We start from the raw sequence: 25,129 nt of genomic DNA on the forward strand, positions 1-25,129 counted from the left end.
ATGCCTTGTGTCTATAAAGGCACCCATTGAGACTCGGTTATGTTTGGCCGAAGGCTTGTGTCATGATGATCCGACCGCAGGTTAGTCGTCCTCTTCCTATATGAATAGATCTTCCGCGTTGCTCCTTGCTTTAGTCTTCCTCAGCGGCTGCCAGGCCATGGCACCCGTGTCGCCGGACGGTACCCCGCCGGTGGAAGACAGCACCCCAGCCCCTGAAAAGCCCAAGGTTTATTCCTCGTTCACGGAAGAAACGGTGTACAGCCTGCTGACCGCAGAGCTGGCCGGCCAACGCAATCGTTTCGATATTGCGCTGGATAACTACGTGACCCAGGCGATCAACACCCAGGATCCAGGGATTTCCGAGCGAGCCTTTCGCATCGCCGAGTACCTGGGCGCTGACCAGGCTGCGCTGGACACATCGCTGATCTGGGCAAAAAACGCCCCGGACGATCTGGAAGCACAACGGGCGGCGGCCATTCAACTGGCACGGGCCGGGCGCTATGACGACTCCATGGTCTATATGGAGAAAGTCCTGCAGGGCAAGGGCGATACCCACTTCGACTTCCTCGCACTGTCGGCTGCCGACACCGACCAGGACACCCGCAATGGGCTGATGAACAGTTTCGACCGCCTGCTGCAAAAGCACCCGAAGAACAGTCAGCTGATTTTCGGCAAGGCATTGTTGCTGCAACAGGACGACGAAGCCGACGCGGCGCTGAAGCTGCTGGAGCAGAACCCGCCGGAAGAAGGCGAAATCGCCCCGATCCTGCTGCGCGCACGCCTGCTGCAGAACCTCAATCGCGGCAAGGAAGCCATTCCTCTGCTGGAAAAAAGCATCAAGAAGTACCCGGATGACAAGCGCCTGCGCCTGACCTACGCACGCATGCTGGTCGAACAGGACCGCATGGAAGACGCCAAGGTGCAGTTCGCCAACCTGGTGCAGCAATACCCGGACGACGACGAGCTGCGCTACTCCCTGGCGCTGGTGTGCCTGGAAGCCAAGGCCTGGGACGAGGCCAAGGGGTATCTCGAAGAGCTGATCCAGCGTGAAAGCCATGTGGACTCGGCACACCTGAACCTCGGTCGCATCGCCGAAGAACGCAACGACCCGCAAGCTGCCCTGCTCGAATACGCACAGGTGGGCCCCGGCAATGACTACCTGCCGGCCCAGTTGCGCCAGGCCGATATCCTGATGAGCAACGGCCGTACCGACGAGGCGGAAAAACGCCTGGCCGCTGCGCGGGATGCCGAACCAGACTATGCGATTCAGCTGTACCTGATCCAGGCCGAGACCTTGTCGGCCAACAATCAGGGCGAGCGAGCCTGGAAACTGCTGCAACAGGCCCTGCTGCAATTCCCCGACGATTTGAACCTGCTGTATACCCGCGCCATGCAGGCGGAAAAACGCAATGACCTGGCGCAGATGGAAAAAGACCTGCGCTTGATCATCAAGCGCGACCCTGACAACGCCATGGCCCTTAACGCCCTGGGTTACACCTTGTCCGACCGCACGACGCGCTACGACGAAGCCAAGGTGCTGATCGAGCAAGCCCACAAGCTCAATCCGGAAGACCCGGCCGTCCTCGACAGCCTGGGCTGGGTGAATTATCGCCTGGGCAACCTGGACGAGGCTGAACGCTTGCTGCGACAGGCACTGGAGCGCTTCCCCGACCAGGAAGTCGCCGCCCACCTGGGCGAAGTGCTGTGGGCCAATGGCAAGCAGCGCGAAGCACGTCAGATCTGGGAAAAATTCCTCAAGGAACAACCCGAAAGCCCCATTTTGCGCGGCACCATCAAACGCCTGACCGGCTCCGAGACCCTTTAAGCTTATGTTCTTGCGCCACATTGTTGTTTTCAGTTTCATCGCCCTGCTCGCCGGTTGCGCGGGCATAGGCAGCCGCGAATCCGTTGAAGGCCAGGGCAACCCGGCCCAATGGAAGCAACACAAGGATCAGCTCAGCAGCATCGACGGCTGGCAGATCGAAGGCAAAGTCGGTGTTCGCGCACCGAAAGACTCGGGTAGCGGCACCTTGTTCTGGCTGCAACGCCAGGACTACTACGATATTCGCCTGTCTGGCCCACTGGGCCGTGGCGCAGCCCGCCTGACCGGTCGCCCGGGGCAAGTGAGCCTTGAAGTGGCCAACCAGGGCCGCTATGAAGCGACCTCGCCAGAGGCCCTGCTGGAAGAGCAGATTGGCTGGAAACTGCCGGTGTCCCATCTGGTCTGGTGGGTGCGCGGCCTGCCCGCGCCTGACAGCAAGAGCCGCCTGGGCCTGAACGGCGATAGCCGCCTGGCCACCCTGGAGCAGGATGGCTGGCAGGTTGAGTATTTGAGCTATGTGGAACAAAGCGGTTACTGGCTGCCGGAACGCATCAAGCTGCATGGCCCCGACCTGGACGTCACGCTGGTGATCAAGGACTGGCAACCGCGCAAGCTGGGGCAATAACGTGTCCACACAAACATTGACCCTGCCCTCCCCAGCCAAACTCAATCTGATGCTGCACATTCTGGGGCGTCGTGAAGACGGCTATCACGAGTTGCAGACGCTGTTTCAATTTCTCGACTACGGCGATGAACTGACCTTCGCCGTGCGCGACGATGGCGTGATCAAGCTGCATACCGAATTCGACGGCGTCCCTCACGACAGTAACCTGATCGTGAAGGCGGCGAGAAAACTGCAGGAGCACGCCGGTTGCTCGCTCGGCATCGATATCTGGATCGATAAAATCCTGCCCATGGGCGGCGGTATCGGTGGCGGCAGCTCGAATGCCGCCACGACTTTGCTGGGCCTGAATCACTTGTGGCAACTGGGCTGGGACCACGACCGCCTGGCTGCGCTGGGCCTGACGTTGGGTGCGGACGTGCCGGTTTTCGTGCGTGGGCACGCGGCTTTCGCCGAGGGCGTGGGCGAAAAACTCACCCCGGAATACCCCGAAGAGCCGTGGTATGTCGTGCTTGTTCCGCAAGTATCTGTAAGTACAGCAGAAATTTTTTCAGATCCACTGTTGACACGTAACTCTCCTCCCATTAAAGTGCGCCCCGTTCCCAAGGGAAACAGTCGAAATGACTGCTTACCGGTTGTAGCAAGGCGTTATCCAGAGGTACGTAACGCTTTGAATTTGTTAGGTAAATTTACCGAAGCAAAATTAACCGGAACTGGAAGTTGTGTGTTTGGGGGCTTCCCAAGCAAAGCTGAAGCTGATAAAGTCTCGGCCCTTCTTACAGAGACCCTTACAGGGTTTGTAGCAAAGGGAAGCAACGTTTCGATGTTGCATCGCAAGCTGCAAAGTCTGCTCTAAAGGAACCGAGTGTTAGGCACTCGTTGCAACAGATACAGGGGCGTCGCCAAGCGGTAAGGCAGCAGGTTTTGATCCTGCCATGCGTTGGTTCGAATCCAGCCGCCCCTGCCATTTTCCTATACTCATCCAGGTTACCCTCAGCCTCTAGGTACTGCGCGTGTCCAAGATGATGGTCTTTACGGGGAACGCTAACCCCGATCTGGCTCGACGTGTCGTACGTCAGCTGCATATCCCTCTCGGTGACATCTCTGTCGGTAAGTTCTCCGACGGCGAAATTACAGCCGAGATCAATGAAAACGTCCGCGGTAAAGACGTCTTCATTATTCAGCCGACTTGCGCTCCGACCAACGATAACCTGATGGAACTCGTCGTGATGGCTGATGCCTTCCGCCGCTCCTCAGCGACTCGAATCACAGCTGTAATCCCTTACTTTGGTTATGCCCGTCAGGATCGCCGTCCGCGTTCTGCACGTGTGGCTATCAGCGCGAAAGTCGTTGCTGACATGCTGACCGTGGTAGGTATCGATCGTGTTCTCACGGTTGACCTGCACGCTGACCAAATCCAGGGGTTCTTCGATATTCCAGTAGATAACATCTACGGCTCCCCTGTACTGGTGGATGACATCGAAGACCAGCGCTTTGAAAACCTGATGATCGTGTCCCCGGACATTGGCGGCGTCGTGCGTGCACGGGCTGTTGCCAAATCCCTGGGCGTGGACCTCGGGATCATCGACAAACGCCGCGAGAAAGCCAATCACTCTGAAGTGATGCATATCATCGGTGATGTCGAAGGGCGTACCTGTATTCTGGTTGATGACATGGTCGACACCGCCGGCACCCTGTGCCATGCGGCGAAAGCCTTGAAAGAGCACGGTGCCGCTAAAGTCTTCGCCTACTGCACACACCCTGTGCTGTCTGGCCGAGCGATCGAGAACATCGAGAATTCCATGCTGGACGAACTGGTGGTGACCAACACCATCCCGTTGTCCGCTGCTGCTCAAGCCTGTTCGCGTATCCGTCAACTGGATATCGCACCGGTTGTTGCCGAGGCGGTTCGCCGTATCAGCAATGAAGAATCGATCAGCGCGATGTTCCGTTAAGGGTCAAACCTTCGGTCCATCCCACTGACGAAAAGCGCCCCGCCCCGACATTCTGTTGGGGCGGGGCTTTTTTGCCCATGTCGAGTCTGGCGCTGGTCGCAAACGCCGCTCGATGATGGCTATTTTGGAGATACAACATGAACGACTTTACTCTGAACGCCCAAGCGCGTACTGACCTGGGGAAAGGTGCGAGCCGCCGCCTGCGTCACGCCGCCAACATCCCAGCCGTTGTATACGGTGGTAACAAGCCTGCTGAATCCGTGACCATCCTGGCCAAGGAAATCGCCAAGCTGTTCGAAAACGAAGCTGCCTACAGCCACGTTATCGAGCTGAACGTCGACGGTGCCAAGCAGAACGTCATCGTTAAAGCGATGCAGCGTCACCCTTCCAAGCAGTTCATCATGCACGCCGACTTCGTTCGCGTTGTAGCTGGCCAGAAACTGACCGCTATCGTGCCTGTGCACTTTGTTGGTGAAGAAGCTCCGGTCAAGAAAGGCGGCGAGATCTCGCACGTCCTGAACGAAATCGAAGTGACCTGCCTGCCAAAAGACCTGCCTGAGTTCATCGAAGTCGACCTGTCGGCTCTGGAAATCGGCGCGATCGTTCACCTGTCCGACCTCAAAGCCCCTAAAGGCGTTGAATTTGTCGCACTGGCTCACGGTGATGACAAAGCTGTTGCCAACGTTCACGCTCCACGCGTTGCTCCAGAAGCTGAAGAAGAAGGCGCTGCAGAGTAATTCACTCTGTATTGCCGGAGCTTGAGGAAACATCGCGGACCGAAACGTAGCGAGAAAGCGGGCGATAACGCGACGTTTACTCTTGAGTAAATGATGTAGTGTTGTCCACTTTCGCCGCACTCAGGTCTGGCGATGTTATCCACAACTCCAAAGGAAGGGCCCCTGTCGTGACTGCCATTAAACTGATCGTTGGCCTGGGAAATCCAGGCGCCGAATACGAACAGACCCGGCATAACGCGGGGGCCCTTTTTGTTGAGCGCATCGCCCACGCCCAAGGTGTGAACCTGGTGGCCGATCGCAAATATTTTGGCCTGACCGGACGCTTCTCGCACCAGGGTCAGGATGTTCGTCTGCTGATTCCCACCACCTACATGAACCGCAGCGGCCAGGCTGTCGCGGCGCTTGCGGGCTTCTTCCGGATCAAACCCGAGGAAATCCTGGTGGCCCATGACGAACTGGATCTGCCACCCGGTGTTGCCAAACTCAAGCTGGGCGGCGGGCATGGCGGGCACAACGGCCTGCGCGACATCATCGCGCAGTTGGGTAATCAGAATAATTTCTACCGCCTGCGGCTCGGCATTGGCCACCCAGGCGTTGCCAGTATGGTTTCAAATTTCGTCCTGGGTCGTGCGCCACGCGCCGAACAGGAAAAACTCGATGCCAGCATCGACTTTGCCCTCGGCGTGCTGCCGGATATCTTCGCCGGTGAATGGAACCGCGCGATGAAAAACCTGCACAGCCAGAAGGCCTGACTCTTACCGAGGGGAAACACCATGGGATTCAATTGCGGCATCGTCGGCCTGCCCAACGTCGGCAAATCCACCCTGTTCAACGCCCTGACCAAGTCCGGTATTGCAGCGGAGAACTTTCCCTTCTGCACCATCGAGCCCAACAGCGGCATCGTGCCTATGCCCGACCCGCGCCTGGAGGCCCTGGCGGCCATCGTCAACCCCAAGCGCATCCTGCCGACCACCATGGAATTCGTCGACATCGCAGGCCTGGTAGCCGGCGCGTCGAAAGGTGAAGGCCTGGGCAATAAGTTCCTGGCCAACATCCGCGAGACCGATGCCATCGCCCACGTGGTCCGCTGCTTTGAAGACGAGAACGTGATCCATGTCTCCAACAGCGTCGACCCTAAGCGTGACATCGAGATCATCGACCTGGAACTGATCTTCGCCGACCTCGACAGCTGCGAGAAGCAACTGCAGAAAGTCGCACGTAACGCCAAGGGCGGTGACAAGGACGCCGTGGTCCAGAAGGGCCTGCTGGAGCAACTGATCGCTCACTTCACCGAAGGCAAGCCTGCACGCAGCCTGATGAAGAACATGGGCGCTGACGAGAAGGCCGTGATCAAAGGCTTCCACCTGCTGACCACCAAGCCTGTGATGTACATCGCCAACGTCGCTGAAGACGGTTTCGAGAACAACCCGCTGCTGGACGTGGTCAAGGCCATCGCTGACGAAGAAGGCGCCATGGTTGTTCCGGTGTGCAACAAGATCGAAGCGGAAATTGCCGAGCTCGATGACGGCGAAGAAAAGGACATGTTCCTCGAGGCCCTCGGCCTGACAGAACCTGGCCTGAACCGCGTGATCCGCGCCGGCTACGAGATGCTCAACCTGCAGACCTACTTCACCGCCGGTGTTGAGGAAGTCCGCGCCTGGACCGTCAAGGTCGGTGCAACCGCACCACAGGCCGCCGGTGTGATCCACACTGACTTCGAAAAAGGCTTTATCCGCGCCGAGGTGATCGCCTACAACGACTTCATCCAGTACAAGGGCGAAGCCGGTGCCAAGGACGCGGGCAAATGGCGCCTGGAAGGCAAGGAATACATCGTGAAAGATGGCGATGTGATGCACTTCCGTTTCAACGTGTAATCGCCACCCGCGGTTTACGCCGAATATAAAAAGCCGATGCACTGCATCGGCTTTTTTGTGGGCGATGGTTTTGTGAATACTCTGACAAACCCTATCAGTCTAAATATCCAATATTTTCAGACTCTGCCTACTCTCCTCTGCACCGCTTTACTTAATACAATCAGCGCCAAAAAACTATCAAACTTATCCCACATGACTTCGGCAACTAATCACACTAAGAACCAGTGATAACTGTTATAAAATTCGCTCTATTGTGCAGAACCTGCACGTTGTCTTTTCGACAGTGAAGCAAGAGCGAGTATGGAGTAATCATCCGATGTCGGCGCTTGACCACATGGAAAACGAAACAAGCACCTCACTCATTGAAGACGCTGACATTGAACATGTCTTGAGCAGCACTGCCCCCCTCAACGTTGACATCCTGTTGCTGGGAGAAACCGGCACCGGCAAAGATACCTTGGCACAACGCATTCATCGGCTATCAGGACGACGGGGCAACCTGGTCGCGGTCAATTGCGCAGCCATTCCGGAGACCCTGGCGGAGAGTCAACTGTTTGGAGTCAACAGCGGCGCGTACACCGGCGCCGTGCAATCACGGGCAGGCTTCATCGAAGCCGCGCACCTGGGCACCTTGTACCTGGATGAAATCGACAGCTTGCCGCTCTCGCTCCAGGCCAAGCTACTGCGGGTGCTGGAGGCCCGTGGCGTTGAGCGCCTAGGCTCGACCCGCTTCATCCCGGTAGATATGCGCGTTATAGCGTCTGCCCAGCAGCTGCTGCACAAAATGGTCGAGCGAGGAACGTTCAGGCGCGACCTTTATTTCCGCCTGAATGTGGTCACCATCCAGCTCGCGCCCCTGCGTGAGCGCCGTGAACGCATTATCCCTTTATTCTTGAGCATGCTCAGGCAGGAGGCCGACCGATTCAAACGCCCATCACCGTCACCGCCCTGCACATTGCTGCTGCAGCTGCTTGGCTATTCCTGGCTGGGTAACGTGCGTGAATTGCGTTCGGCCGCCAAGCGCTGCGTGCTCGGACTGCCACCGCTGTGCGGGCCGGCGATGCCGGATGAAGGGGCCGAGATAGGCCTCAAGGGCCGCCTTCAACAGATTGAAAAGTCGCTGATTGAAGAGTCTCTGCAGCGGCACGAACACAATGTGGACAGTGTCGCAGTAGAGTTAGGCGTGGCCAAACGCACGCTTTACTACCGGATGAAACAACTTCACATTTCGCTGGATTAGACCCCAGGCAATCACATAATAATTAGAAACATTTGCAGGGAAAACTTCAGGAACGCCATCCGCACCAACAGCCACATAGTTAGTGCCAGCAGCGATTCAAACATTATGAATCAAACTGGCAAACCCACTATCTTTATTGCAGGCATCCCTGGAGAACACCCAATGACGATACCCTCCAACACCGGCTATAACCCTTATCCGGTAAACAATAGTTATAGCTCTGGCGCACCGAGTTTGGAAGAGACCACCGAAATGTCTAAAGAAGACAACAAAAAGATCGCAGAGTTGGGTCGAGAAGCCAGGTGGCAAACCGGCCTGAAGAGTGTTGCTGACACCTACCGTTAAGAACGGCCAGCTTCCCCGAGGCAATCAGTCGGGGGAGTCTTCTACACCGGCGACGCTTACCCAGCGTCGCCCTCCTGAGCCCTTGATGCAAAAGGTCTGGCATGCAAATCAAAACCGTTTTTTCCGCAGAGCATGACGACACTGGCAGCGCAAACAGATCAGTTGAATATTCACCCACACCGTCTGCCGATATCCATCTCTTCAACTCAGCCCTGGGACAGCCAACCGCCCTGACAGCCACCACGCATCGGGCTGAAAGGACCAGCCTGCTGGCAGACGCGTCAGACGCGCTCGCCCAATCAACAGAACGCATGAGCAAAAGTTTGCGCGCCCTCAGTAAAAAAAATAACGAGCGTGCGATGCGGGACTACCCCAGCCACCTTTCCAATACCTTGCTGCTGACTCACATCCTGGTGAAGGGTGTCGGGAAAACCGCCCAAGGCCTCGATAAAATCAGCAACTTGCAGTAGATGGGTATGAAGTCCTTTTTCCCCGCCCTGCTGCTTTTATTGCTCGCCTTATTGTTGAACGGTTGCAGTGAGCGCGTCGAACTCCACCGCCAATTATCCGAACAAGAAGCCAACGAGGTCATTGCCGAATTGGCTGACAAGCATATCCGCGCACAAAAAGTGCCTGCTAAAGACGGTGTTGTCGTGGTCGTCAATGCCGTCGACATCGGTCGTGCGGTGCGTACGTTGGAGGCGGTCGGACTCCCCAAGGTCGCACGTACCACATTGGGCGATACGTTTCGCAAGGACGGCGTCATTTCAACGCCACTGGAGGAGCGGGCTCGGTACATCTATGCCCTGTCCCAGGAACTTGAGGCGACCTTGTCGAACATTGACGGTGTCATCGTCGCACGGGTGCATGTAGTGCTTCCAGAGCGCATCGCGCCGGGAGAACCGGTGCAACCGGCCTCTGCTTCCGTGTTCATCAAGCATGATCCGCGACTAGACCCCGATAATATCCGTTCGCGGGTTCGCCGGATGGTTGCCAGCAGCATTCCGGGAATGTCCACGGCGGTGGATAACCCGCAAAAGCTCACGGTGGTCTTTGTGCCTTCAATCGCCTATCAAGAGCAACGGCAGCTGGCGTATTTCGGGCCGTTCTTGATACCCGCAGATGACCTCGGCTTTTGGCGCGCCAGCATGACCCTTACGTTGGTTGCCATCGTGATGGCGACGGCCGCGCTACTCTTCCTGCGCAACCGGCGACAGCGGGCAATCCAAGCGGCAGCCGGCTACTCCGATAATTCGCAAGCGACCAACCCGTGAGTGAACACCTGGGCTGGGCGCAATGGTGGGCGCGTCCCTGGAGGTCGGCGCACGATGACTGGCGTACCCTCGGCGACCCGGTAATCAACGCGCTGTGCCTTATCGACGCCCCCGTGAACTGTACCGTCGAAGGGATTACCCCCGGCCTGCCCCCTGCTCCTGACCCCACGCTGCTCAAGCTGGCCTTGGCGTCGGCTTCGGAGCTCGACTTCGTGCTCGACCTGATTGACAGCATTTGTAGGCCGCATAGCACCACCGCTTTGCAGGAGGATCATCACCTGTGGTGCAAGCGAATTGCCAAGGCCCTGCCCCCGCAAACACTGTTACCTGCAGACGATCCTTTGCAGCTGCTGCGTGCATGGGTTGAGCCTCCCGTCTGGCAACGCCTCCGATTGCGCTTTTGCCTTGCGCGTGTGCTCGAACTGGAAAGAAGCCACCGCCCATACGCCGGCGATGCGAGTCGCCTGGATACCCTGTGGCAAGCCGTGGTGTGGCGCATGACAACACGCGCCAGCACTCGCTTGGTGCCTGCGCCCCACGCAATGGACAACTGACGATGCTCTGCCGACGCAAAATCACGCTGCCGCCGGACGCCCATAGCCTGTCGCACGGGCTGATCCCCAGAGAGGTGCTCGCTGACTGCACCCAACCCGAACTGCATCCAACTGCTGATCAGCTTGGTGGCAATCGCGACCCCGGCCATCAACAAGGCAAATGAGAAAAACATCACCAGCCCCTCAAACAGCACTTCTTCCAGCGCTCGCGCAAAGGGTTGCGTCAGGCGTGACATCGGCAGCAGCATCAATTGCTGGAAGCGTTGCAGGCTGGTCTCGGCGGTGAACAAGGCAATCTCACTGATCGCCGTCAGCACCAGCAGCTTTGCAACATCCTGGCTTTGGGCAACCTGGCCTTTCTTGCGTTGGTCACGCAGTTTCTTGGCTGAAGCCGGGTGCTTCTTTTCGCCGGAATCACTCATGGGCTTGCCGCCTTGATCAAGAGTCTCAGCGAATGCTTCAGGTCGCCCAGCAAGCCCATGCGCCCGACAATCAGGTCCTGCAGCAGCGCAAAGTACAGCAGCAGAATACCGATACCCGCCAGGCATTTGACCGGTGGCGCCAGCGTGCTTACCTGCAATTGCTGGCTGTAGACCCCTAGCAACGCGATGCCGAACTCCAGCAACAGCAACACTGCGATAAAGGGCGCGGCGTAGAGCATCATGTGTGTGAAGGTATCGCCCAGCAGGTCGATAAACACGCTCATTCCATTCGCCGTCGGCAGTGGAAACCACACCGTGGGAGGCCAGATCAGGTAGCTGTCCCAGATCACCTGGGTCAACGTCCCCAGCCCAAGGCTGACCATCAGCAGGAAAATCGCAAGTTGCTTGAATAAGTGCCCGATCGGCGTCGCATCCGGTCCCAACGAGGGGTTGAGCTGGCCGCCAGCCAAGGCGCCGCGCTGATTATCCAGCAGCGCCCCCACCGACTCGAACATCCAGAACGGCATCGCCAGCAGCACGCCCAGCAGAATGCCCAGGGCCGCTTCCTTGAGCACCAGCGCCCCCAGCAGCATCGCTGAGTAGTCCTGGCCGGCCAGCGCCGCATGAATAGACGGTGCAGGCACCAATGCCATGACCATCACGATCGTATGCCGCGGCATGCCACGTATATGCTGAAAACAGAACGCCGCCACCAGGATCCCACAGGGGTAGATCCGCGCCATACCGATCAACAGGCTGGGCAGATACTCGAGATAAATCAGCACGGGCAGGACCTCAGTTCAGGGCCGAGCGGCCGATCATGTCGAAGGTCAGGTTGATCAATTGGATCAACTCCACGCCAATCCATCGGCCGGTCATGATCAGCGTGATGCCCACCGCTACCAGCTTGGTGCCAAACGGCAATGTCTGGTCCTGCACCTGCATCAGCGCCTGTACCAGGGACGTCAGTACGCCCACCACCACCGCCACAATCAACGGCGGCGCCGACAACACCACCACCAGCAACATACCCTGCTTGAACAGCACGATCGGTTCCATAAGCCACTCAGAGATAGGAAAGGAACAGGCTGTCGAGCAACCGCGACCAACCGGACACCATCACGAACAACAGCAGTTTGAGCGGCAGGGAAATAGTCATCGGCGAGACCATTTGCATGCCCAGCGCCAGCAGTAAGTTGGAGACAATCAGGTCGATGACGATGAAAGGAATGTAGATCAGAAAGCCAATTTCAAACCCCGCTTGCAGTTGCGATAGCACAAACGCCGGGATCAGCAGGATCAAGTCTTCGCGTTGCACTTCCCGCGCCATTTGCGCGGGCCACAGTCGTGCGGTGTTCTCTAGCAGGTGCGTGAGCACATCCGGATCAATGTTGCGCAGCATGAAGGCGCGCAACGGTTTGATGGCTTCGTTGCCCGATTGCAGGAGCGCTTGCACGTTGCTCAGGTCCAGAGGCGAGGCGTTGACGCTCTCGGCGATTTCGTACCCCACCGGTGCCATGATAAAGAGTGTGGCCGCAAGCGCGATGCCATTGATGGCCATGCTCGGCGGCACCTGCTGCACACCGATAGCGTTACGCGTGATCATCAGCACAATCACGATTTTCAGGAACGCCGTGCAGACGATCAACAGCATGGGCATCAATGACAATGCCGCCAGAAAGACCGCCAGGACCAAGGGGTCCAACCCCTGGAGTATCATTGGCCGAACATCACGCGGGACAGTTGCAACCCCAGGCGCCCATCGACTTCCACCAACTGTCCCTGGCCAATCGGTCGGTCGCCGTAATAGAGACCTGCCATGCCCGGCGCGTAACCGGCAATGCCCAGCACCGCGCCGGGCGCAAGGTTGCGCAACTCGCCCAGGGTAAGGTTCAAGGTGCCGCAGCGTACGTTCAACGCCATCATCAGCTCATCGAATGGCTCATGGCCGAATACGTCCACTACAGGTTCATCGCCCTCGTCTCCAGCGTGGTGGGGGGCTATGAAATCTTCGTCCACAGAGGTTTCCTCGATTGAAGTAAGGGTCAGGCACAGCGGCCCGCTGTCATCGTCAATGCACCCATGCAATCGCTGAGTGCCAACCTGTACGTAGCCGCTGCCCTGGGCCAGAAAGAACGTCTGTTCAAGCACCAGCACATCCCCCGCGCGCAGGCTGCGTGCCTGCGCGATCGGCAAGCGCAAACGCCCAAGGGTCACCGCAATCGACAACCGGAATGATGCCGTCATCGGCCCGGCAATCGCCCGCCACGGCCCGGCATCGCACAGCGCCAGGAAGCTCTCGGGGGCCAGCCACACATACCCCTCCACCCGTGTTTTGCCCAAGGCCACACTGAGTCGGCAGCCAAACGCCTTGGGCGGGTCGATGTCCAGCAAGCGCACATAGCCCAACAGCGACCTCACCTGCGGGCTCAGGTGAAGCTGGAACAATGCCCAGAACCAGGAATCCGGATCGTTACCGCACGGGGCCAACGCGACCGGGCACTCGCCCAACAGGCTGAGCAACGGCCCGGCTTCGGCGAGCGCCAGCACACCGCACGCGGTTTCGACGCATACCGCTTCGCCACCTGCTGGCGCACGTCCAGGTTCGAGCCGCAACTGGCCGCGCTGCCCAGCCACCTGGAACGCCAGGCACAGGCCACGCCCCAATCGACGTCGCGCCGCCACCGTGACGCCCTTGACCAACGGCAACGTCAGCAACGGCACTATCATGCGCAACCGACAGAGGGCAGACACAGGCTGACCGGCTGCCCGAGCGTGTCCGCGAGCCGGCCCTCACACTGTTGCCGCATGCCGCTGAGCCAGCGCGCCGTCGACTCCTCTTGCGCCTCCAGATCGATACTCCAGGCCCCCTGTTCGCGGCGCACGCTCGCATTGATCCGCCCCAGGCGGGGCAAGTACAGGACGGCATTGAGCGGCCACTGCGAAGCGGCCTGCAGACGCGGCGCCAGTTGGTCGACGAGCGCCTCGATCATGGCGGCATCGTCCGCCGTCTTCGTTGCCACCCCGCCGCCCCGCGCGCCTGCCACGTCATCGTCAGCAGCCCAGAACTGAGCAAATAACCGTGTCAACTCTGCGGGCACCGCGCCTGCCGTTCCCGGCTCTCGTTCTTCTCGCGCTTCGTGCAGGCGTGGACGTTCTGCCGGTTTATCTGAAACCTGGGTCATGTCGGCTCCTGCGTCAGTAAAAGGGATAACTCTTGAAGTTTTTCCACCTGCCGCAGGCATTCGGTCACCTGCTTCTGGGCACTGCCGACACGGGTTCTCGTCTCTTGCTGCTGGCCCTGCAAGGTCTCCAATTGACCCATGCCTCGCCGGGTATTGGCAGACAAGGTGCGCTCCTGCGCGCCCCAGGATTTCAAGGCCTGCAGCGTCAGCACCTGCCCCTGGTGCTGGTCGAGCAACTGGGCGCTTTGCAGCGCCTCTTCCTGTCGGATTTGCTCAAGTGCATCCTGAGCCTCGCGGATATGGGCAAGCAGCGCCTGCTGCGCCCGCTTCGCTTCACGCAGGGCGCGCTCAGCCCGGTCCGCTCGATGTCGACGTAGCCGTCGCAGCGTTTCCACTTCACCGAGCAGCTCGTCAGAAGGGGACATAGGCGGTCAGCTCCTTGAGTTGCGCCAGCGTGACCGCCATCGGTGAAGGCTCACGCAAGTCCTGGCGCAAGAAACGATCGACAGCCTGGCGACTGTCCACTGCCAGGTCAGTCAAGGCATCGCTTCCCGGCTGGTATTCGCCCAACTTGAGCATCAGCTCGATCTGCTGATAGGCCGACAGCAGGCGTCGCAACGCCGTACCCGCCTGGATATCCGCGGGCTCGGCAACGTTGCCCAGGATCCGCGACAGGCTCGCCAGTACGTCCACCGCAGGGTAGTGCCCACGCTCGGCCAACTTGCGGGACAGCACGATATGGCCGTCGAGCAACGAGCGAACTTCATCAGCCACCGGGTCGTTCATGGAGTCCTGCTCGATCAACACGGTATAGATCGCGGTGATCACGCCTTCACGGGTCAACCCCGCGCGCTCCACCAGCCGCGGCAGCAGGCTGTAAACCGAGGGCGGCAGACCACCGCGACCAAGGGGTTCGCCGGCGGCCAGGCCGATTTCGCGCTGCGCCCTGGCAAAGCGGGTCATCGGGCGCCAACCAAAGCCAAGTCTGCTCATCGCGCTCTGCCAGCCCCGGCATGGCGTGCGCAGGCTCAACCGCCAGAGCTTTGCGTTCAACCGCTACCCGGCTGACAACCGACGCCTTGACCATCGGCACCTCATGCACACAAAAGCGCATTTCGTCGGCGGCCAGCGAGTCATCGAGCTCCACTTCGAACGGTGGCAGTGTCAGGCCGATATTGGCGACCAACGCATTTCGGGCCTGGCGAATGGCGTGAATAAGATCCGTCACCTCAGGCGTTCCTCGCAGTACCGGGGAGAACTGCAACAGGTAGGGCCTTGACGGATCAAACCCACGCAGGTCCTCACGGCCGTTCTCTTCGGGACGCACTGCTTCAGCCGCTTCAGCTGCGGGTTGTTCCTGCCGTTGGCGCTGGCGCACCAGGTAATACCCCAGGGAGCCGGTGATCAGCGCTATCAGGATAAACACGCCGGTGGGCATGCCGGGTACCGCCGCAAAGGCGAGCATGCCCACCGAAGCGATCATCCAACTCTTGGGCTCACTGGTCATCTGCCGGGCAATTTCGGTGCCCATGTTCGTGATGCCCTTGCGCCCGTCCGGTGCAACACGGGTGATGATCATGCCGGCGGTGAGGGAGATCAGCAGTGCCGGAATCTGTGCAATCAGGCCGTCGCCGATGGTCAGTACCGAGTACAGCGCCATTGAATCGGCAGCGCTCAAACCGTGCTGGAACATGCCCGTGGAGAACCCGCCCAGCAGGTTCACCACGACGATGATCAAACCGGCGATGGCATCGCCCTTGACGAACTTCATCGCGCCGTCCATGGCCCCGAACAATTGACTCTCACGGGACAATTGCTCGCGCTTGTCCCGTGCCTGCATGCCGTCGATCAAGCCGGCACGCAAGTCACTGTCGATGGACATCTGCTTGCCGGGCATCGCATCCAGGCTGAAACGCGCCGCCACCTCAGCCACCCGCTCCGACCCCTTGGTGATCACGAGGAAGTTGACCAGGGTCAGGATCAGGAAGATCACCATCCCCACGGCCAGGTTGCCGCCGACCACAAAATTACCGAAAGCCTCGACGATATCACCCGCGTCCTGCTCCAGCAGGATCAAGCGCGTCGTCGCAATCGACAGTGCCAGGCGGAACATGGTGGTCAGCAACAGGATCGACGGGAACGAAGAGAACGCCAAGGGGCCCGGCAGGTAGAGCGCCAACACGATCAGCAGGCACGAGATGCAGATGTTGATCGCGATCAGAATGTCCACCAGCCAAGTGGGCAGCGGCACGATGAAGATGAACACGATGGCCATCACCACCACGGCGCCCAGCACTTCAGCGCGCTGCGCGACCTTGAGCAAAATGCGGTTGATGGCCGACAGCGCAGTCACGCCACGGCCCCCGGCTCACCGGGAAAACGTGCAGGGCTACGTGTCACTCTGTCCAGCTCCCCCATCACCGCCAGGAAGCCACGCAGGGTTTCTTCACGCACTCGGCCATCGAGCCATAGCGCCAATGGCAGTTGCTGGACCAAAGGGTAAAGCGCATTCAGGGCCAACAATTGCTGGGCGTTGGAACCACCCAGTAAATCAGCCCCGAACCGCAGGATTTCAGCAGCAGTGATACCGCTGCCAGCGAAGCCCAAAAGACGCTGCAACAGGGCGACCGCGTCATGATCAACGCCCAGGCGTTGACGTAGCGTGTGACACCCCGCGAGCACCCCACCCAACTGCCCACAGCTTTGCAGCCCCAGCAACAAGGTACGCAACAGAGGTGTTGGCATTGACGACACCTTGGCCGCGATATCGTCCGCCAACGCCTTTCGCATCACCTTGAGCCCGTCAGCAAACCGTTCGCCGCCGTACACGCCCAGCAGCGCCTGCATCATCGACGCCAACGATTGACGCGTGACCACGCTGGCATAGTAGAGCGCACGCAGCGCCTGGCGCTCTTGTGGATCGACACTGGCCGCCTGCAACGCCACGGCGATGTTGAGGCCCGCCTGGATCTCCCCTTTGAAGCGGACCTCCAGCTTGGCAAGGGCATCACGCGCCAGGGCTGCTTCGGAGGGGCGCACCTCGCTGTCGGCCTGGGCCGCCACATACTTGAGCACCACGAACGCGCGTGCGGGGTCCCCGCCAGTGAGTTCCAGCAATTTGTCGACATGGGGTTGCTGCAGCAATTGCCATCGCACGCGACGTGAAATGCTCGCCAGGCTTGCCTGGGCGGGATGACCCAGTTGGTCATAAAACTGCGCCAGCTGTTCGGATGGGAGCACGCGCACGCCAATCTTCCTCTCGCTCAGCGTGCGACTGTTGAGTTCCACTTCCTGGTTGAACAGATGAGCGAGCTCGTCCATTCCCTTGACGGGTGCCTGAAAGGAGGTCTGGCTGATAACAGGCTGGTCCGGCTGCTGGACCTTGTGCACATCGTGGGAGGATTCGACTTTCATGGACAGGCCTGAACAGGAAGAGTGTTTCCCTGTGTGGCAATGCCAGCCCTTGCGGTTCCATCGATAAACGCTTGCACGGCAAATTTGAAAAGACTTGCACGCGCCTTCAAGGCGCTATGCAAATCGCTGCACAAAATTGCATCAATACAAGATATTTATCTATATAAATCAATAGGTTAGTAGAACTTTTTCTTTGGCACAGCCAGTGCAAACGGGCTTCCCGTCGACACTCTTTCGACTGCGTCTACACCAAGGAAAAAATCATGAATATCCCTATTGAAGCTTTAGCGCACCTGGTTGGCAGCTCGCCTCAATTCATGCTTCACCTGACAGACGATCAGCAAAAAAAACTTCGGCGCTTCATTCACAAGCGCGTACTCAACCCGGAAGACGCAGACGATCTGCTGCAATTGACGTACCTGGAAGCCTGGCGAAACCGCGAGCGTTTCAGCGGCAATGCCAGCCTTACGACGTGGATGTGCGGTATCGCGCAGAACCTGATACGCAATCACTTCCGGCGCCTGTACGCCAAACCCGTGCATTGCGAATTCGATGAGTCGCTGTGGCATGGCCAGGAAGACACCCACAACCTGGATTGGGAGTTTGAGGTCAACCGACGCCTGGAAAAGACCCTGAGCGCCATTGACCTCCTGCCGATGGAAATGCGCAAGACGCTGTACGCCTCATTGGAAACCGACGGTAGTTACCAGGACACGGCCGATGCCCTGGCGATTCCTATCGGCACCGTTCGCTCTCGCCTGTCACGGGCACGCGAGCAGCTTAAACGCGCCACTCACAATTCGACGTATCCTTAAAGTCAGGCCCCGCGTTGGGCGGCAGGGATATCTGCCCGACGCGATCAGACTTTCCGGGGGCTCGGCAGCGTGAATCGCGAACCACTCGTCGCCCGATCCGCTGATTTCGCTTAAACAGTTGAAAGCGTAGATAAAAATTCAAAATAAATACTTGACGCATTCCCGTTCTACGCGAATAATGCGCGCCACTTGGCTACATAGCTCAGTTGGTTAGAGCATAGCATTCATAATGCTGGGGTCCGGGGTTCAAGTCCCTGTGTAGCCACCAAGTACTAAAAACGGCTTACCGAAAGGTAGGCCGTTTTTTTATGCCTGGCGAAAAGTGCTGAGGCATACTCGCAGCGATCCTCCCCCGACTCCCCAGGCTTGAGCCCCATAGGAACCCACTCATGAGCTTTGACGTGTTCGCGGTCATCCTGCTGGGCGCGGCCCTCCACGCGACCTGGAACGCCGTGGTCAAAGGCGGCGGCGACACGCTGCTGACGACCTGCATGATCACGTCCTTCGCCTCGCTGATCGCCTTGGCCGTCATTCCCTTCCTGGCGCTTCCGGCCAGGGAAAGCTGGCCATTCATCGGTGCCTCGGTCGTTTTCCAGGTGCTGTATTTCGTACTGGTCGCCTCGACCTACCGAATCGCCGACATGAGCCAGACCTACCCGATCATGCGCGGCACTGCGCCGCTGCTGGTGGCGACGGCGAGTGTGTTTGTGCTGTCCGAGTCGTTGTCACCGCTTGCGTGGAGCGGCATTGCGGTGATCTGCCTCGGCATCCTGAGCATGGCCGCCGCCCCTTCGACGGGCCAGCGAAAAGGCCTGGTCCTCGCATTGATCAATGCAGGGGTCATCGCCGGCTACACCCTTGTCGATGGTGTGGGGGTGCGCAAGTCCGGCGCACCCGCGGCGTACACACTGTGGATTTTCCTGCTGACGGGCCTACCGTTGGCCGCCTGGGCCTTGGCGACCCGACGCAGGGTGTTCTGCCGGTATGTCATCGGTCAGTGGCACCTTGGCGTGGTGGGCGGCTTCGGCACGGTTGCATCCTACGGCCTGGCACTGTGGGCGATGACGGCGGCACCGATCGCCACGGTTTCAGCACTCAGGGAAACGTCGATCCTGTTCGGCGTGGTGATCTCGGCGCTGGTACTCAAAGAGCAACTGACGCGAACTCGCGTGATTGCCGCTTGCATCATTGCGGGCGGGGCGATGGTATTGCGATTGGGCTAACACCGCTTTACCAAGTAGGATCACGCGCTCAGTCACACTAAATGGATTCAGTGTTCGATGGCCACCAAGCCCCTGTTCCTTGTACTTGCATTGTCTGCCATGCCGTCGCTCGCCAGTGCCGCTTCCGAAGGCATGGGCAGGGTCGACCAAGCCAGCTTGATGATCCTCGCCGGCCCGGTGCTCACCACCTTCGCCACGATGGGAACCACTTCCCATCCTATCGAAATGCTGGAGTCGGCCAAGGGGGATGCCCTGGCGTTCATCGGCTCGGACGGGAATATTCGTGGCGCACGGTTTGAACTCGCCGTGAGGACTTACCACGCGTCCTACCCGGCGCCTCACATGAGTGACATGCAAGTGGCCCAAGCGATCGCGGTAATCGAGACACACCCACCGGAGGGACGATAGATGTCGCAATCCACCAATACCGGGCGGGATTTCGAGAGCTACGTGCAATACGTCTACAGCACCCTGCTCAACCTTCGCGGAGAAAAAACCCAGGTTTCTCGCAGAACCACCTTCACGCTACCTACCGGAGATAGCTATGAAGTCGACGTCTATTATGAATTTGTCAGAGTCGGCGTCAGGCACCGAGTGGCCATCGAATGCAAGGATTGGAAGCGCCCCGTGGATCAGGGCAAAATTCTCGAGTTTCATCAAAAAATCAAAAATATCGGTAGCGATATCGTTGGCATAATCGCCTCGCGCTCAGGTTATCAATCGGGCGCTGACAAAGTGGCGGCACGCCACAACATTTTGCTCCTGTCGGCTGAAGATCTTCCTTCGCTTCCTCAACTGGTTGGTCGTCAAATCGTCAACGCTGCGCTGCATGAGCCGGACTTGATCGGCGAACCGTTCTGGGTGATCGCCCAACGCAGCGAAACGCTTGAAAAGCTGAGTACCGGCACCTACTACGCGCCCCCTGTCGAGGGCCGGCCGACGATTCCATTGTTCATCTCGAAAAAATATGCCGAGACCTATCTCTCCCACCTTCCCGATCGGGCGGAGTGGGCGGTATTCGGGATGCCTCAATACAAATTGAAGGTGTTGCTGGAACTCGCCAAACTCGGTCGCGTGTGCTTCGCCACGGTCAATTTCCCTCCTGAAGAAAATGGCTCTATCTCAATGGCCTTCATCACCCTGGCGGAGTTGGAAAGTGACTTTCTGATCTGACCGCCTCGGCGATGACAAGGTGTTTCAAAGGACAACAGATCATTCTCAAAATGAACGGAGTTCAGCGCGTGTTTTCGATTTCCCGCCGTCAACTGTCGGTGATTGCCGCAGCCCTCGCCCTGGCTGCCTGCAACACCTCTGTCAACGAACAGCCACCGCCGCCGGAGCTGGGTTCGGGTTATCGCACCGACCTCACCCCCCAACATGCCGAGCGCCACATGGCTGCGGCTGCCAACCCGCTGGCGGCCGAGGCCGGGCGCGAGATGTTGCGCATGGGTGGGTCGGCGATCGATGCGGCAATTGCGATGCAGGCCGTGCTGACCCTGGTGGAGCCGCAGTCGTCCGGCATCGGCGGTGGCGCGTTCATCATGCTGTGGGACGGCCAGACTGTGCACGCGTACGACGGCCGTGAGACAGCCCCCGCCGGGGCCACCGAGCGGCTATTCCTGAAGGCCGACGGCACGCCGATGGCGTTCACCGAGGCGCAGATTGGCGGGCGCTCGGTCGGTACGCCTGGGGTATTGCGAGCGCTCGAGATGGCGCACAAGAAGACCGGCCACCTGCAATGGGCTACGTTGTTCGAGCCGGCGATACGGCTGGCGGAACAGGGCTTCGCGATTTCCCCGCGCCTGCACAGCCTGATCGCGGCTGACCGCTCTATTCCCCAATCGCCAGACATGGCCGCGTACTTCCTGAACGCCGATGGCACGCCAAAAGCCACCGGTACCGTACTGAAGAACCCGGCGTTGGCCAACGTGTTCAAGCGTATCGCCAAGGAAGGACCGGACGCGCTCTACCGCGGACCGATTGCCGCTGAGATCGCACGCAAGGTACAGGGCCATCGCAACGCGGGCAGCCTGTCCCTGGCGGACCTGAAAAACTATACCGCCAAGGAGCGCACGCCGCTGTGCACGGACTACCAGCAATGGAAAGTCTGCGGCATGCCGCCGCCGTCATCGGGCGGGGTGGCCATCGCGCAAATCCTTGGCACATTGCAGGCGCTGCAAGCACGCAACCCAGGCTTGGGCATCGGCGCGATGCGACCGCTGAAAAGCTCTTCGCCGGCAGGCCTTGAGCCAACGCCCGAAGCCGTGCACCTGCTTGCCGAAGCCGGCCGACTGGCCTTCGCTGATCGCGCGCTGTACCTGGCCGACACCGATTTCGTCGCCGTTCCGGTTGCCGGCCTGGTCGCCCCCGACTACCTGGCCAAGCGTGCCGCGCTGATCGGCGAGCGCAGCATGGGTATCGCCAAGCCGGGCGTCCCTGCGGGCATCCAGGTGGCCTATGCGCCGGACCGCTCACCGCTGCGCATCTCCACTTCGCAAGTGGTGGCGGTGGATGACCAGGGGGGCGCCGTGTCGATGACCACCACGGTGGAAGCAGCATTTGGCTCCCATGTCATGGTCCAGGGTTTCTTGCTGAACAACCAGATGACCGACTTTTCATTTGTCCCTGAAGAAAACGGCCAGCCCGTTGCCAACCGGGTCGAGCCTGGCAAGCGCCCGCGTTCGGCCATGGCGCCTACGCTGGTGTTCGACCGCAAGAGCGGCGAGTTGCTGGCCACCGTCGGCTCGCCCGGCGGCTCACAAATCATCGAATACGTGAGCAAGTCCCTGGTGGCGATGCTCGACTGGAAACTCGACCCACAAGCCGCCATCAGCCTGCCCAATTTTGGCAGCCGCAATGGCGCGACCGAGTTGGAAGCCGGCCTGTTCAGCCCTACGCTGAAACAGGCACTCAAGGACAAGGGCCATGCGCTGAGCGAGATCGATATGACGAGCGGCATCCAGGCCATCGTTCGCACGCGGGATGCCCAGGGCAAGGTGTCGCTGAGCGGCGGTGCCGACCCTCGGCGTGAAGGCGAAGCGCTCGGCGACTGAACACTTCAATCAACGGAGAACGTTATCGTGCAGCAGGCAGATAATCTCGGCGCCATCCCGGGCGTCGACCACGGTTTTTGTACGATCAATGATCCGCTGCGCCCGCAGGCTGTGTTCATCTGCAAGCAGGTGCACAGCGCTTCGGTGGTGGAGTGGCAGGCGGACCTGGCAAGCAATACGGTAGAGGCCGATGGGGTGTGCACGGGTGAGCATCCACCCATCGCAGTGGTCACCGCCGATTGCTTGCCCCTTCTCATTGCTTCCAAAAACGGCGAGAAGGTGGCAGCCGTGCATGGCGGCTGGAAGGGGTTGCAGGGCGGGATCATCGCCAATGCCATCAAGCGATTCACCGATGAAGGGATCGCCACGGACCAGTTGCAGGTCGCGGTCGGGCCATCGATCAAGCCATGCTGTTATGAAGTGAGCCGGGAGTTTATTGCACGGTTCCAGGAGGACCAGGGGCACTTGTGGCGCGACCGTCAGCCGCCCTGGAGCCGGGTGCAACCGGCGCCGTTGCTGCCACCCGACATTGCACCGCCCGCTGCGCGGCAAGCGGGAAGTGCGTGGTTTGACTTGAGTGGGTACGGGGTGATGTTGCTGCAAGCGGCGGGGATTCGGCGAGAGCAGATCGAGGTGAGCGAGGTGTGCACTTACTGCACCTCGCCCACCTTTGCCAGTTACCGCCGCAGGACCCATCACCCGCAGGAGGTGAAGACGTTGATCTATTCGTGGATTGCTCGCATCACCGACTGATCTTCAACCCCTGACGCCCCGCATGCCGCTCCAGCGCCAGCTCGATCAGGCGGCTCACCAGTTCGCTGTAGCTCATGCCCGCCGCCTGCCACAGCTTGGGGTACATGCTGATGCGGGTGAAGCCGGGCAGTGAATTGATTTCGTTGATCAGTACTTCGCCCTCGTCGGTAAGGAACACGTCGACCCGCGCCAGGCCGGAACAACCCAGTACCTCGAACGCCTCGACGGCCAGCCCGCGAATACGCTCGCTGGCCGCTTGGCTGATAGCGGCCGGCACCACCACTTGGGCAGCCTGATCGTCGATGTATTTGCTGTCGTAGGAATAGAAACCACTGCTCACCACGATCTCACCACAACCGCTGGCGATGGGATTGTCGTTGCCCAGCACGGCGCATTCGATTTCGCGGCCCTTTACCGCAGACTCCACCAACACCTTTTCATCAAAGCCCAGGGCCAGTTCGACGGCAGCGTGGTATTCGGCTTCGTTGCCGACCTTGCTCACGCCCACCGAAGAGCCCTGGTTGGCCGGTTTGACGAACATCGGCAGACCGAGCTTGGTCGCTGCCGTATCAAAGGACGTACGCGCGGCATTGCCACGGGTCAGGGTGATGAAGGGGGTCACGGCAATGCCAGCATCACGCAGCAGGCGTTTGCTGATGTCCTTGTCCATGCACACCGCCGAGCCGAGCACATCGGAGCCGACGAAAGGCAGGTCAGCCATGCGCAACAGGCCTTGCAGGCAGCCGTCTTCGCCGAGGGTGCCGTGGACGATGGGGAAGATCACATCGACATGTTCCAGCAGGCCGCTGCCGGAGGTTTCCACCAATTGCTGGCTGGCCTTGCCGGGCACCACTGCCAGTTCGCGATTGGACTGGTTGAGGGCAATGAGGGCAGGGTTTTCCTGGTTGAGCAGGAAGTTCGAGGTGTCGTTGAGGTGCCAGTGGCCGGCCTTGTCGATACCGATCAACACCGGTTCGAAACGGGAGCGATCCAACGCATCGACGATATTGCGCGCCGATTGCAACGAGACCTCGTGCTCGGCCGAACGGCCACCAAAAATAATACCTACCCGCACCTTGCGCATGACCCGGCCTCACTGTTGAAAGTAAGGCTTCTTACCACGGCCCGTCAGCGGTTCGCCACCAGATGTGCACCGAACAGGACGTAGCAGCCTCCAGCAAAGCGGTCGAGCCACTTGCGCGAACGGCTGTAGAGAGTGGCCATGCGCTCGCTGGAAAACACCAGGGCCACGCTGGAATACCAGCTGAACGACAAGGTGGCCATGGTGATCACCGCCAGGGTCAGCAGCATCGGCGACGGAGACGGAGGCATGGTGGACGCGAAGATGGTGGCCACAAACAACGCGGCCTTGGGGTTGGACAGGTTGCCCAGCAGCCCCAGGCGCCAGGCGGAAAACAGCGAGCGCCGAGCATCATCTGGCAGCACGCTCTGGCCCAGGGCCGGCGCCGAGCGTCTGAACAGTTTCAACCCGAGGTAGATCAGGTAGCAACCGCCGATGATCTTGAACGCCAGGTACAACATCGGGGCCGCCGTAAACAGCGATTTAATGCCCAGGCCACCCGCCAGCCCCCACATGACCGTCCCCGTGGCCACACCGGCTGACGCCACCACGCCATGACGGCGCGAACAGCTGGCGGCCAATTGCGCCGTGTTGAAAAAGTTGGGGCCGGGCGTCACTACCGCTACTGTCCACAGCAGGGCCAGCGATACCAGGGGCGCCACGTAGGCAGGGTTTAAAAAGTCCATGGGGGTCAGCTCCTTCGGCGCAGGGCACGAATGCGATCATAGGCCTCCTCCTCACCCTGCACAATCGTACAAGA

The 25,129-nt window shown here is 59.6% G+C and carries 26 protein-coding genes, 2 tRNA genes and 3 pseudogenes; 19 read left to right on the top strand and 12 right to left on the bottom strand.

Going from position 1 to position 25,129, the window contains the following annotated elements; translation table 11 throughout:
* Positions 1–100: 100 nt before the first annotated feature.
* From CQ002_RS06580 to sctJ, 12 genes are all read left to right on the top strand, one after another.
* Positions 101–1,825 carry a tetratricopeptide repeat protein gene (locus tag CQ002_RS06580; protein ID WP_098465748.1) on the top strand — a complete coding sequence of 575 codons (1,725 nt, stop codon included), beginning with the start codon at positions 101–103 and terminating at the stop codon, positions 1,823–1,825.
* A gap of 4 nt (positions 1,826–1,829) precedes the next feature.
* Positions 1,830–2,447 carry a lipoprotein insertase outer membrane protein LolB gene (lolB, locus tag CQ002_RS06585; protein WP_034102010.1) on the top strand — a complete coding sequence of 206 codons (618 nt, stop codon included), beginning with the start codon at positions 1,830–1,832 and terminating at the stop codon, positions 2,445–2,447.
* Between the two features lie 49 nt (positions 2,448–2,496).
* Positions 2,497–3,300: a 4-(cytidine 5'-diphospho)-2-C-methyl-D-erythritol kinase gene (gene ispE / locus CQ002_RS06590; protein WP_234010466.1), complete on the top strand. Its 804-nt coding sequence runs from the start codon at positions 2,497–2,499 to the stop codon at positions 3,298–3,300.
* A gap of 36 nt (positions 3,301–3,336) precedes the next feature.
* Positions 3,337–3,411: transfer RNA gene (locus CQ002_RS06595), tRNA-Gln, on the top strand.
* Positions 3,412–3,457: 46 nt separating this feature from the next.
* Positions 3,458–4,399, top strand: a complete 942-nt coding sequence (locus CQ002_RS06600) for a ribose-phosphate pyrophosphokinase (RefSeq protein WP_003208392.1) — start codon at positions 3,458–3,460, stop codon at positions 4,397–4,399.
* A gap of 137 nt (positions 4,400–4,536) precedes the next feature.
* Complete coding sequence (locus tag CQ002_RS06605; RefSeq protein ID WP_034102008.1) at positions 4,537–5,136, top strand: 50S ribosomal protein L25/general stress protein Ctc; 600 nt, start codon at positions 4,537–4,539, stop codon at positions 5,134–5,136.
* A gap of 167 nt (positions 5,137–5,303) precedes the next feature.
* Positions 5,304–5,888, top strand: a complete 585-nt coding sequence (gene pth / locus CQ002_RS06610; RefSeq protein ID WP_010213318.1) for an aminoacyl-tRNA hydrolase — start codon at positions 5,304–5,306, stop codon at positions 5,886–5,888.
* 21 nt (positions 5,889–5,909) lie between these two features.
* Entirely contained in the window at positions 5,910–7,010 is a 1,101-nt protein-coding gene (ychF, locus tag CQ002_RS06615; protein WP_105161621.1) for a redox-regulated ATPase YchF, read from the top strand.
* A gap of 316 nt (positions 7,011–7,326) precedes the next feature.
* A complete protein-coding gene (locus CQ002_RS06620; protein ID WP_105161620.1) occupies positions 7,327–8,250 on the top strand; it encodes a sigma 54-interacting transcriptional regulator in 924 nt (307 codons plus the stop codon).
* A gap of 105 nt (positions 8,251–8,355) precedes the next feature.
* Complete coding sequence (locus tag CQ002_RS06625) at positions 8,356–8,595, top strand: hypothetical protein (RefSeq protein WP_146117456.1); 240 nt, start codon at positions 8,356–8,358, stop codon at positions 8,593–8,595.
* A 101-nt stretch (positions 8,596–8,696) separates the two neighbouring features.
* On the top strand, positions 8,697–9,065 hold the full coding sequence (locus CQ002_RS28445; RefSeq protein WP_234010384.1) for a hypothetical protein: 369 nt from the start codon (positions 8,697–8,699) through the stop codon (positions 9,063–9,065).
* A 6-nt stretch (positions 9,066–9,071) separates the two neighbouring features.
* Entirely contained in the window at positions 9,072–9,869 is a 798-nt protein-coding gene (sctJ, locus tag CQ002_RS06635; protein ID WP_034102484.1) for a type III secretion system inner membrane ring lipoprotein SctJ, read from the top strand.
* Positions 9,870–10,485: 616 nt separating this feature from the next.
* On the opposite strand, the pseudogene CQ002_RS06650 reads toward sctJ, so the two are convergent.
* From CQ002_RS06650 to CQ002_RS06695, 10 genes and pseudogenes are all read right to left on the bottom strand, one after another.
* A pseudogene (locus CQ002_RS06650) lies at positions 10,486–10,845 on the bottom strand (EscU/YscU/HrcU family type III secretion system export apparatus switch protein); the annotation flags it as partial.
* Positions 10,842–11,630: a type III secretion system export apparatus subunit SctT gene (sctT, locus tag CQ002_RS06655; RefSeq protein ID WP_105161618.1), complete on the bottom strand. Its 789-nt coding sequence runs from the start codon at positions 11,628–11,630 to the stop codon at positions 10,842–10,844. The pseudogene CQ002_RS06650 and the gene sctT, both read right to left, overlap by 4 nt.
* Before the next feature lie 10 nt (positions 11,631–11,640).
* Positions 11,641–11,904: a type III secretion system export apparatus subunit SctS gene (gene sctS, locus CQ002_RS06660; protein ID WP_105161617.1), complete on the bottom strand. Its 264-nt coding sequence runs from the start codon at positions 11,902–11,904 to the stop codon at positions 11,641–11,643.
* A gap of 7 nt (positions 11,905–11,911) precedes the next feature.
* Positions 11,912–12,565 carry a type III secretion system export apparatus subunit SctR gene (gene sctR / locus CQ002_RS06665; RefSeq protein WP_105161616.1) on the bottom strand — a complete coding sequence of 218 codons (654 nt, stop codon included), beginning with the start codon at positions 12,563–12,565 and terminating at the stop codon, positions 11,912–11,914.
* Positions 12,562–13,575 carry a FliM/FliN family flagellar motor switch protein gene (locus CQ002_RS06670; protein WP_105161615.1) on the bottom strand — a complete coding sequence of 338 codons (1,014 nt, stop codon included), beginning with the start codon at positions 13,573–13,575 and terminating at the stop codon, positions 12,562–12,564. Before CQ002_RS06670 ends, sctR begins: the two co-directional genes overlap by 4 nt.
* The gene (locus tag CQ002_RS06675; RefSeq protein WP_105161614.1) at positions 13,572–14,030 is read right to left on the bottom strand and encodes a type III secretion system HrpP C-terminal domain-containing protein; all 459 of its coding nucleotides are present in this window, start codon (positions 14,028–14,030) and stop codon (positions 13,572–13,574) included. The genes CQ002_RS06670 and CQ002_RS06675 overlap by 4 nt, the downstream gene beginning before the upstream one ends.
* Complete coding sequence (locus CQ002_RS06680; RefSeq protein WP_034101987.1) at positions 14,027–14,455, bottom strand: YscO family type III secretion system apparatus protein; 429 nt, start codon at positions 14,453–14,455, stop codon at positions 14,027–14,029. The genes CQ002_RS06675 and CQ002_RS06680 overlap by 4 nt, the downstream gene beginning before the upstream one ends.
* Positions 14,442–14,993: pseudogene (locus CQ002_RS06685) on the bottom strand (EscN/YscN/HrcN family type III secretion system ATPase); the annotation flags it as partial. The pseudogene CQ002_RS06685 and the gene CQ002_RS06680, both read right to left, overlap by 14 nt.
* Positions 14,983–16,383: pseudogene (locus tag CQ002_RS06690) on the bottom strand (FHIPEP family type III secretion protein); the annotation flags it as partial. The pseudogenes CQ002_RS06685 and CQ002_RS06690, both read right to left, overlap by 11 nt.
* Entirely contained in the window at positions 16,380–17,444 is a 1,065-nt protein-coding gene (locus CQ002_RS06695; protein ID WP_034101983.1) for an HrpJ domain-containing protein, read from the bottom strand. The gene CQ002_RS06695 and the pseudogene CQ002_RS06690, both read right to left, overlap by 4 nt.
* Before the next feature lie 263 nt (positions 17,445–17,707).
* Here CQ002_RS06695 and CQ002_RS06700 point away from each other — a divergent pair, with 263 nt between their 5' ends.
* The 7 genes from CQ002_RS06700 (at position 17,708) to CQ002_RS06730 (ending at position 23,288) form a co-directional block, all read left to right on the top strand.
* Positions 17,708–18,259, top strand: a complete 552-nt coding sequence (locus CQ002_RS06700) for an RNA polymerase sigma factor (RefSeq protein ID WP_034101981.1) — start codon at positions 17,708–17,710, stop codon at positions 18,257–18,259.
* 191 nt (positions 18,260–18,450) lie between these two features.
* Positions 18,451–18,527 (top strand) — tRNA-Met (locus tag CQ002_RS06705).
* Positions 18,528–18,648: 121 nt separating this feature from the next.
* Positions 18,649–19,482: an EamA family transporter gene (locus CQ002_RS06710; protein ID WP_034101978.1), complete on the top strand. Its 834-nt coding sequence runs from the start codon at positions 18,649–18,651 to the stop codon at positions 19,480–19,482.
* A 57-nt stretch (positions 19,483–19,539) separates the two neighbouring features.
* Entirely contained in the window at positions 19,540–19,890 is a 351-nt protein-coding gene (locus CQ002_RS06715; protein ID WP_234010382.1) for a DUF2388 domain-containing protein, read from the top strand.
* Positions 19,891–20,655, top strand: a complete 765-nt coding sequence (locus CQ002_RS06720; RefSeq protein ID WP_069021638.1) for a restriction endonuclease — start codon at positions 19,891–19,893, stop codon at positions 20,653–20,655. It begins immediately after the preceding gene.
* Positions 20,656–20,705: 50 nt separating this feature from the next.
* Positions 20,706–22,535, top strand: coding sequence for a gamma-glutamyltransferase (ggt, locus tag CQ002_RS06725; protein WP_105161613.1), 1,830 nt, complete (start codon positions 20,706–20,708; stop codon positions 22,533–22,535).
* A 27-nt stretch (positions 22,536–22,562) separates the two neighbouring features.
* Positions 22,563–23,288: a polyphenol oxidase family protein gene (locus CQ002_RS06730; protein ID WP_105161612.1), complete on the top strand. Its 726-nt coding sequence runs from the start codon at positions 22,563–22,565 to the stop codon at positions 23,286–23,288.
* Here CQ002_RS06730 and ddlA read toward each other — a convergent pair.
* Both ddlA and CQ002_RS06740 read right to left on the bottom strand, forming a co-directional pair.
* A complete protein-coding gene (gene ddlA / locus CQ002_RS06735) occupies positions 23,278–24,372 on the bottom strand; it encodes a D-alanine--D-alanine ligase (protein ID WP_105161611.1) in 1,095 nt (364 codons plus the stop codon). The genes CQ002_RS06730 and ddlA overlap by 11 nt on opposite strands.
* Positions 24,373–24,416: 44 nt before the next feature.
* Positions 24,417–25,055, bottom strand: coding sequence for a LysE family translocator (locus CQ002_RS06740; protein ID WP_034101968.1), 639 nt, complete (start codon positions 25,053–25,055; stop codon positions 24,417–24,419).
* Between the last annotated feature and the right edge of the window lie 74 nt (positions 25,056–25,129).

Origin of the sequence: Pseudomonas sp. MYb13 (assembly GCF_002980075.1) — a bacterium.
In the GTDB taxonomy this organism is placed as follows: domain Bacteria; phylum Pseudomonadota; class Gammaproteobacteria; order Pseudomonadales; family Pseudomonadaceae; genus Aquipseudomonas; species Aquipseudomonas lurida.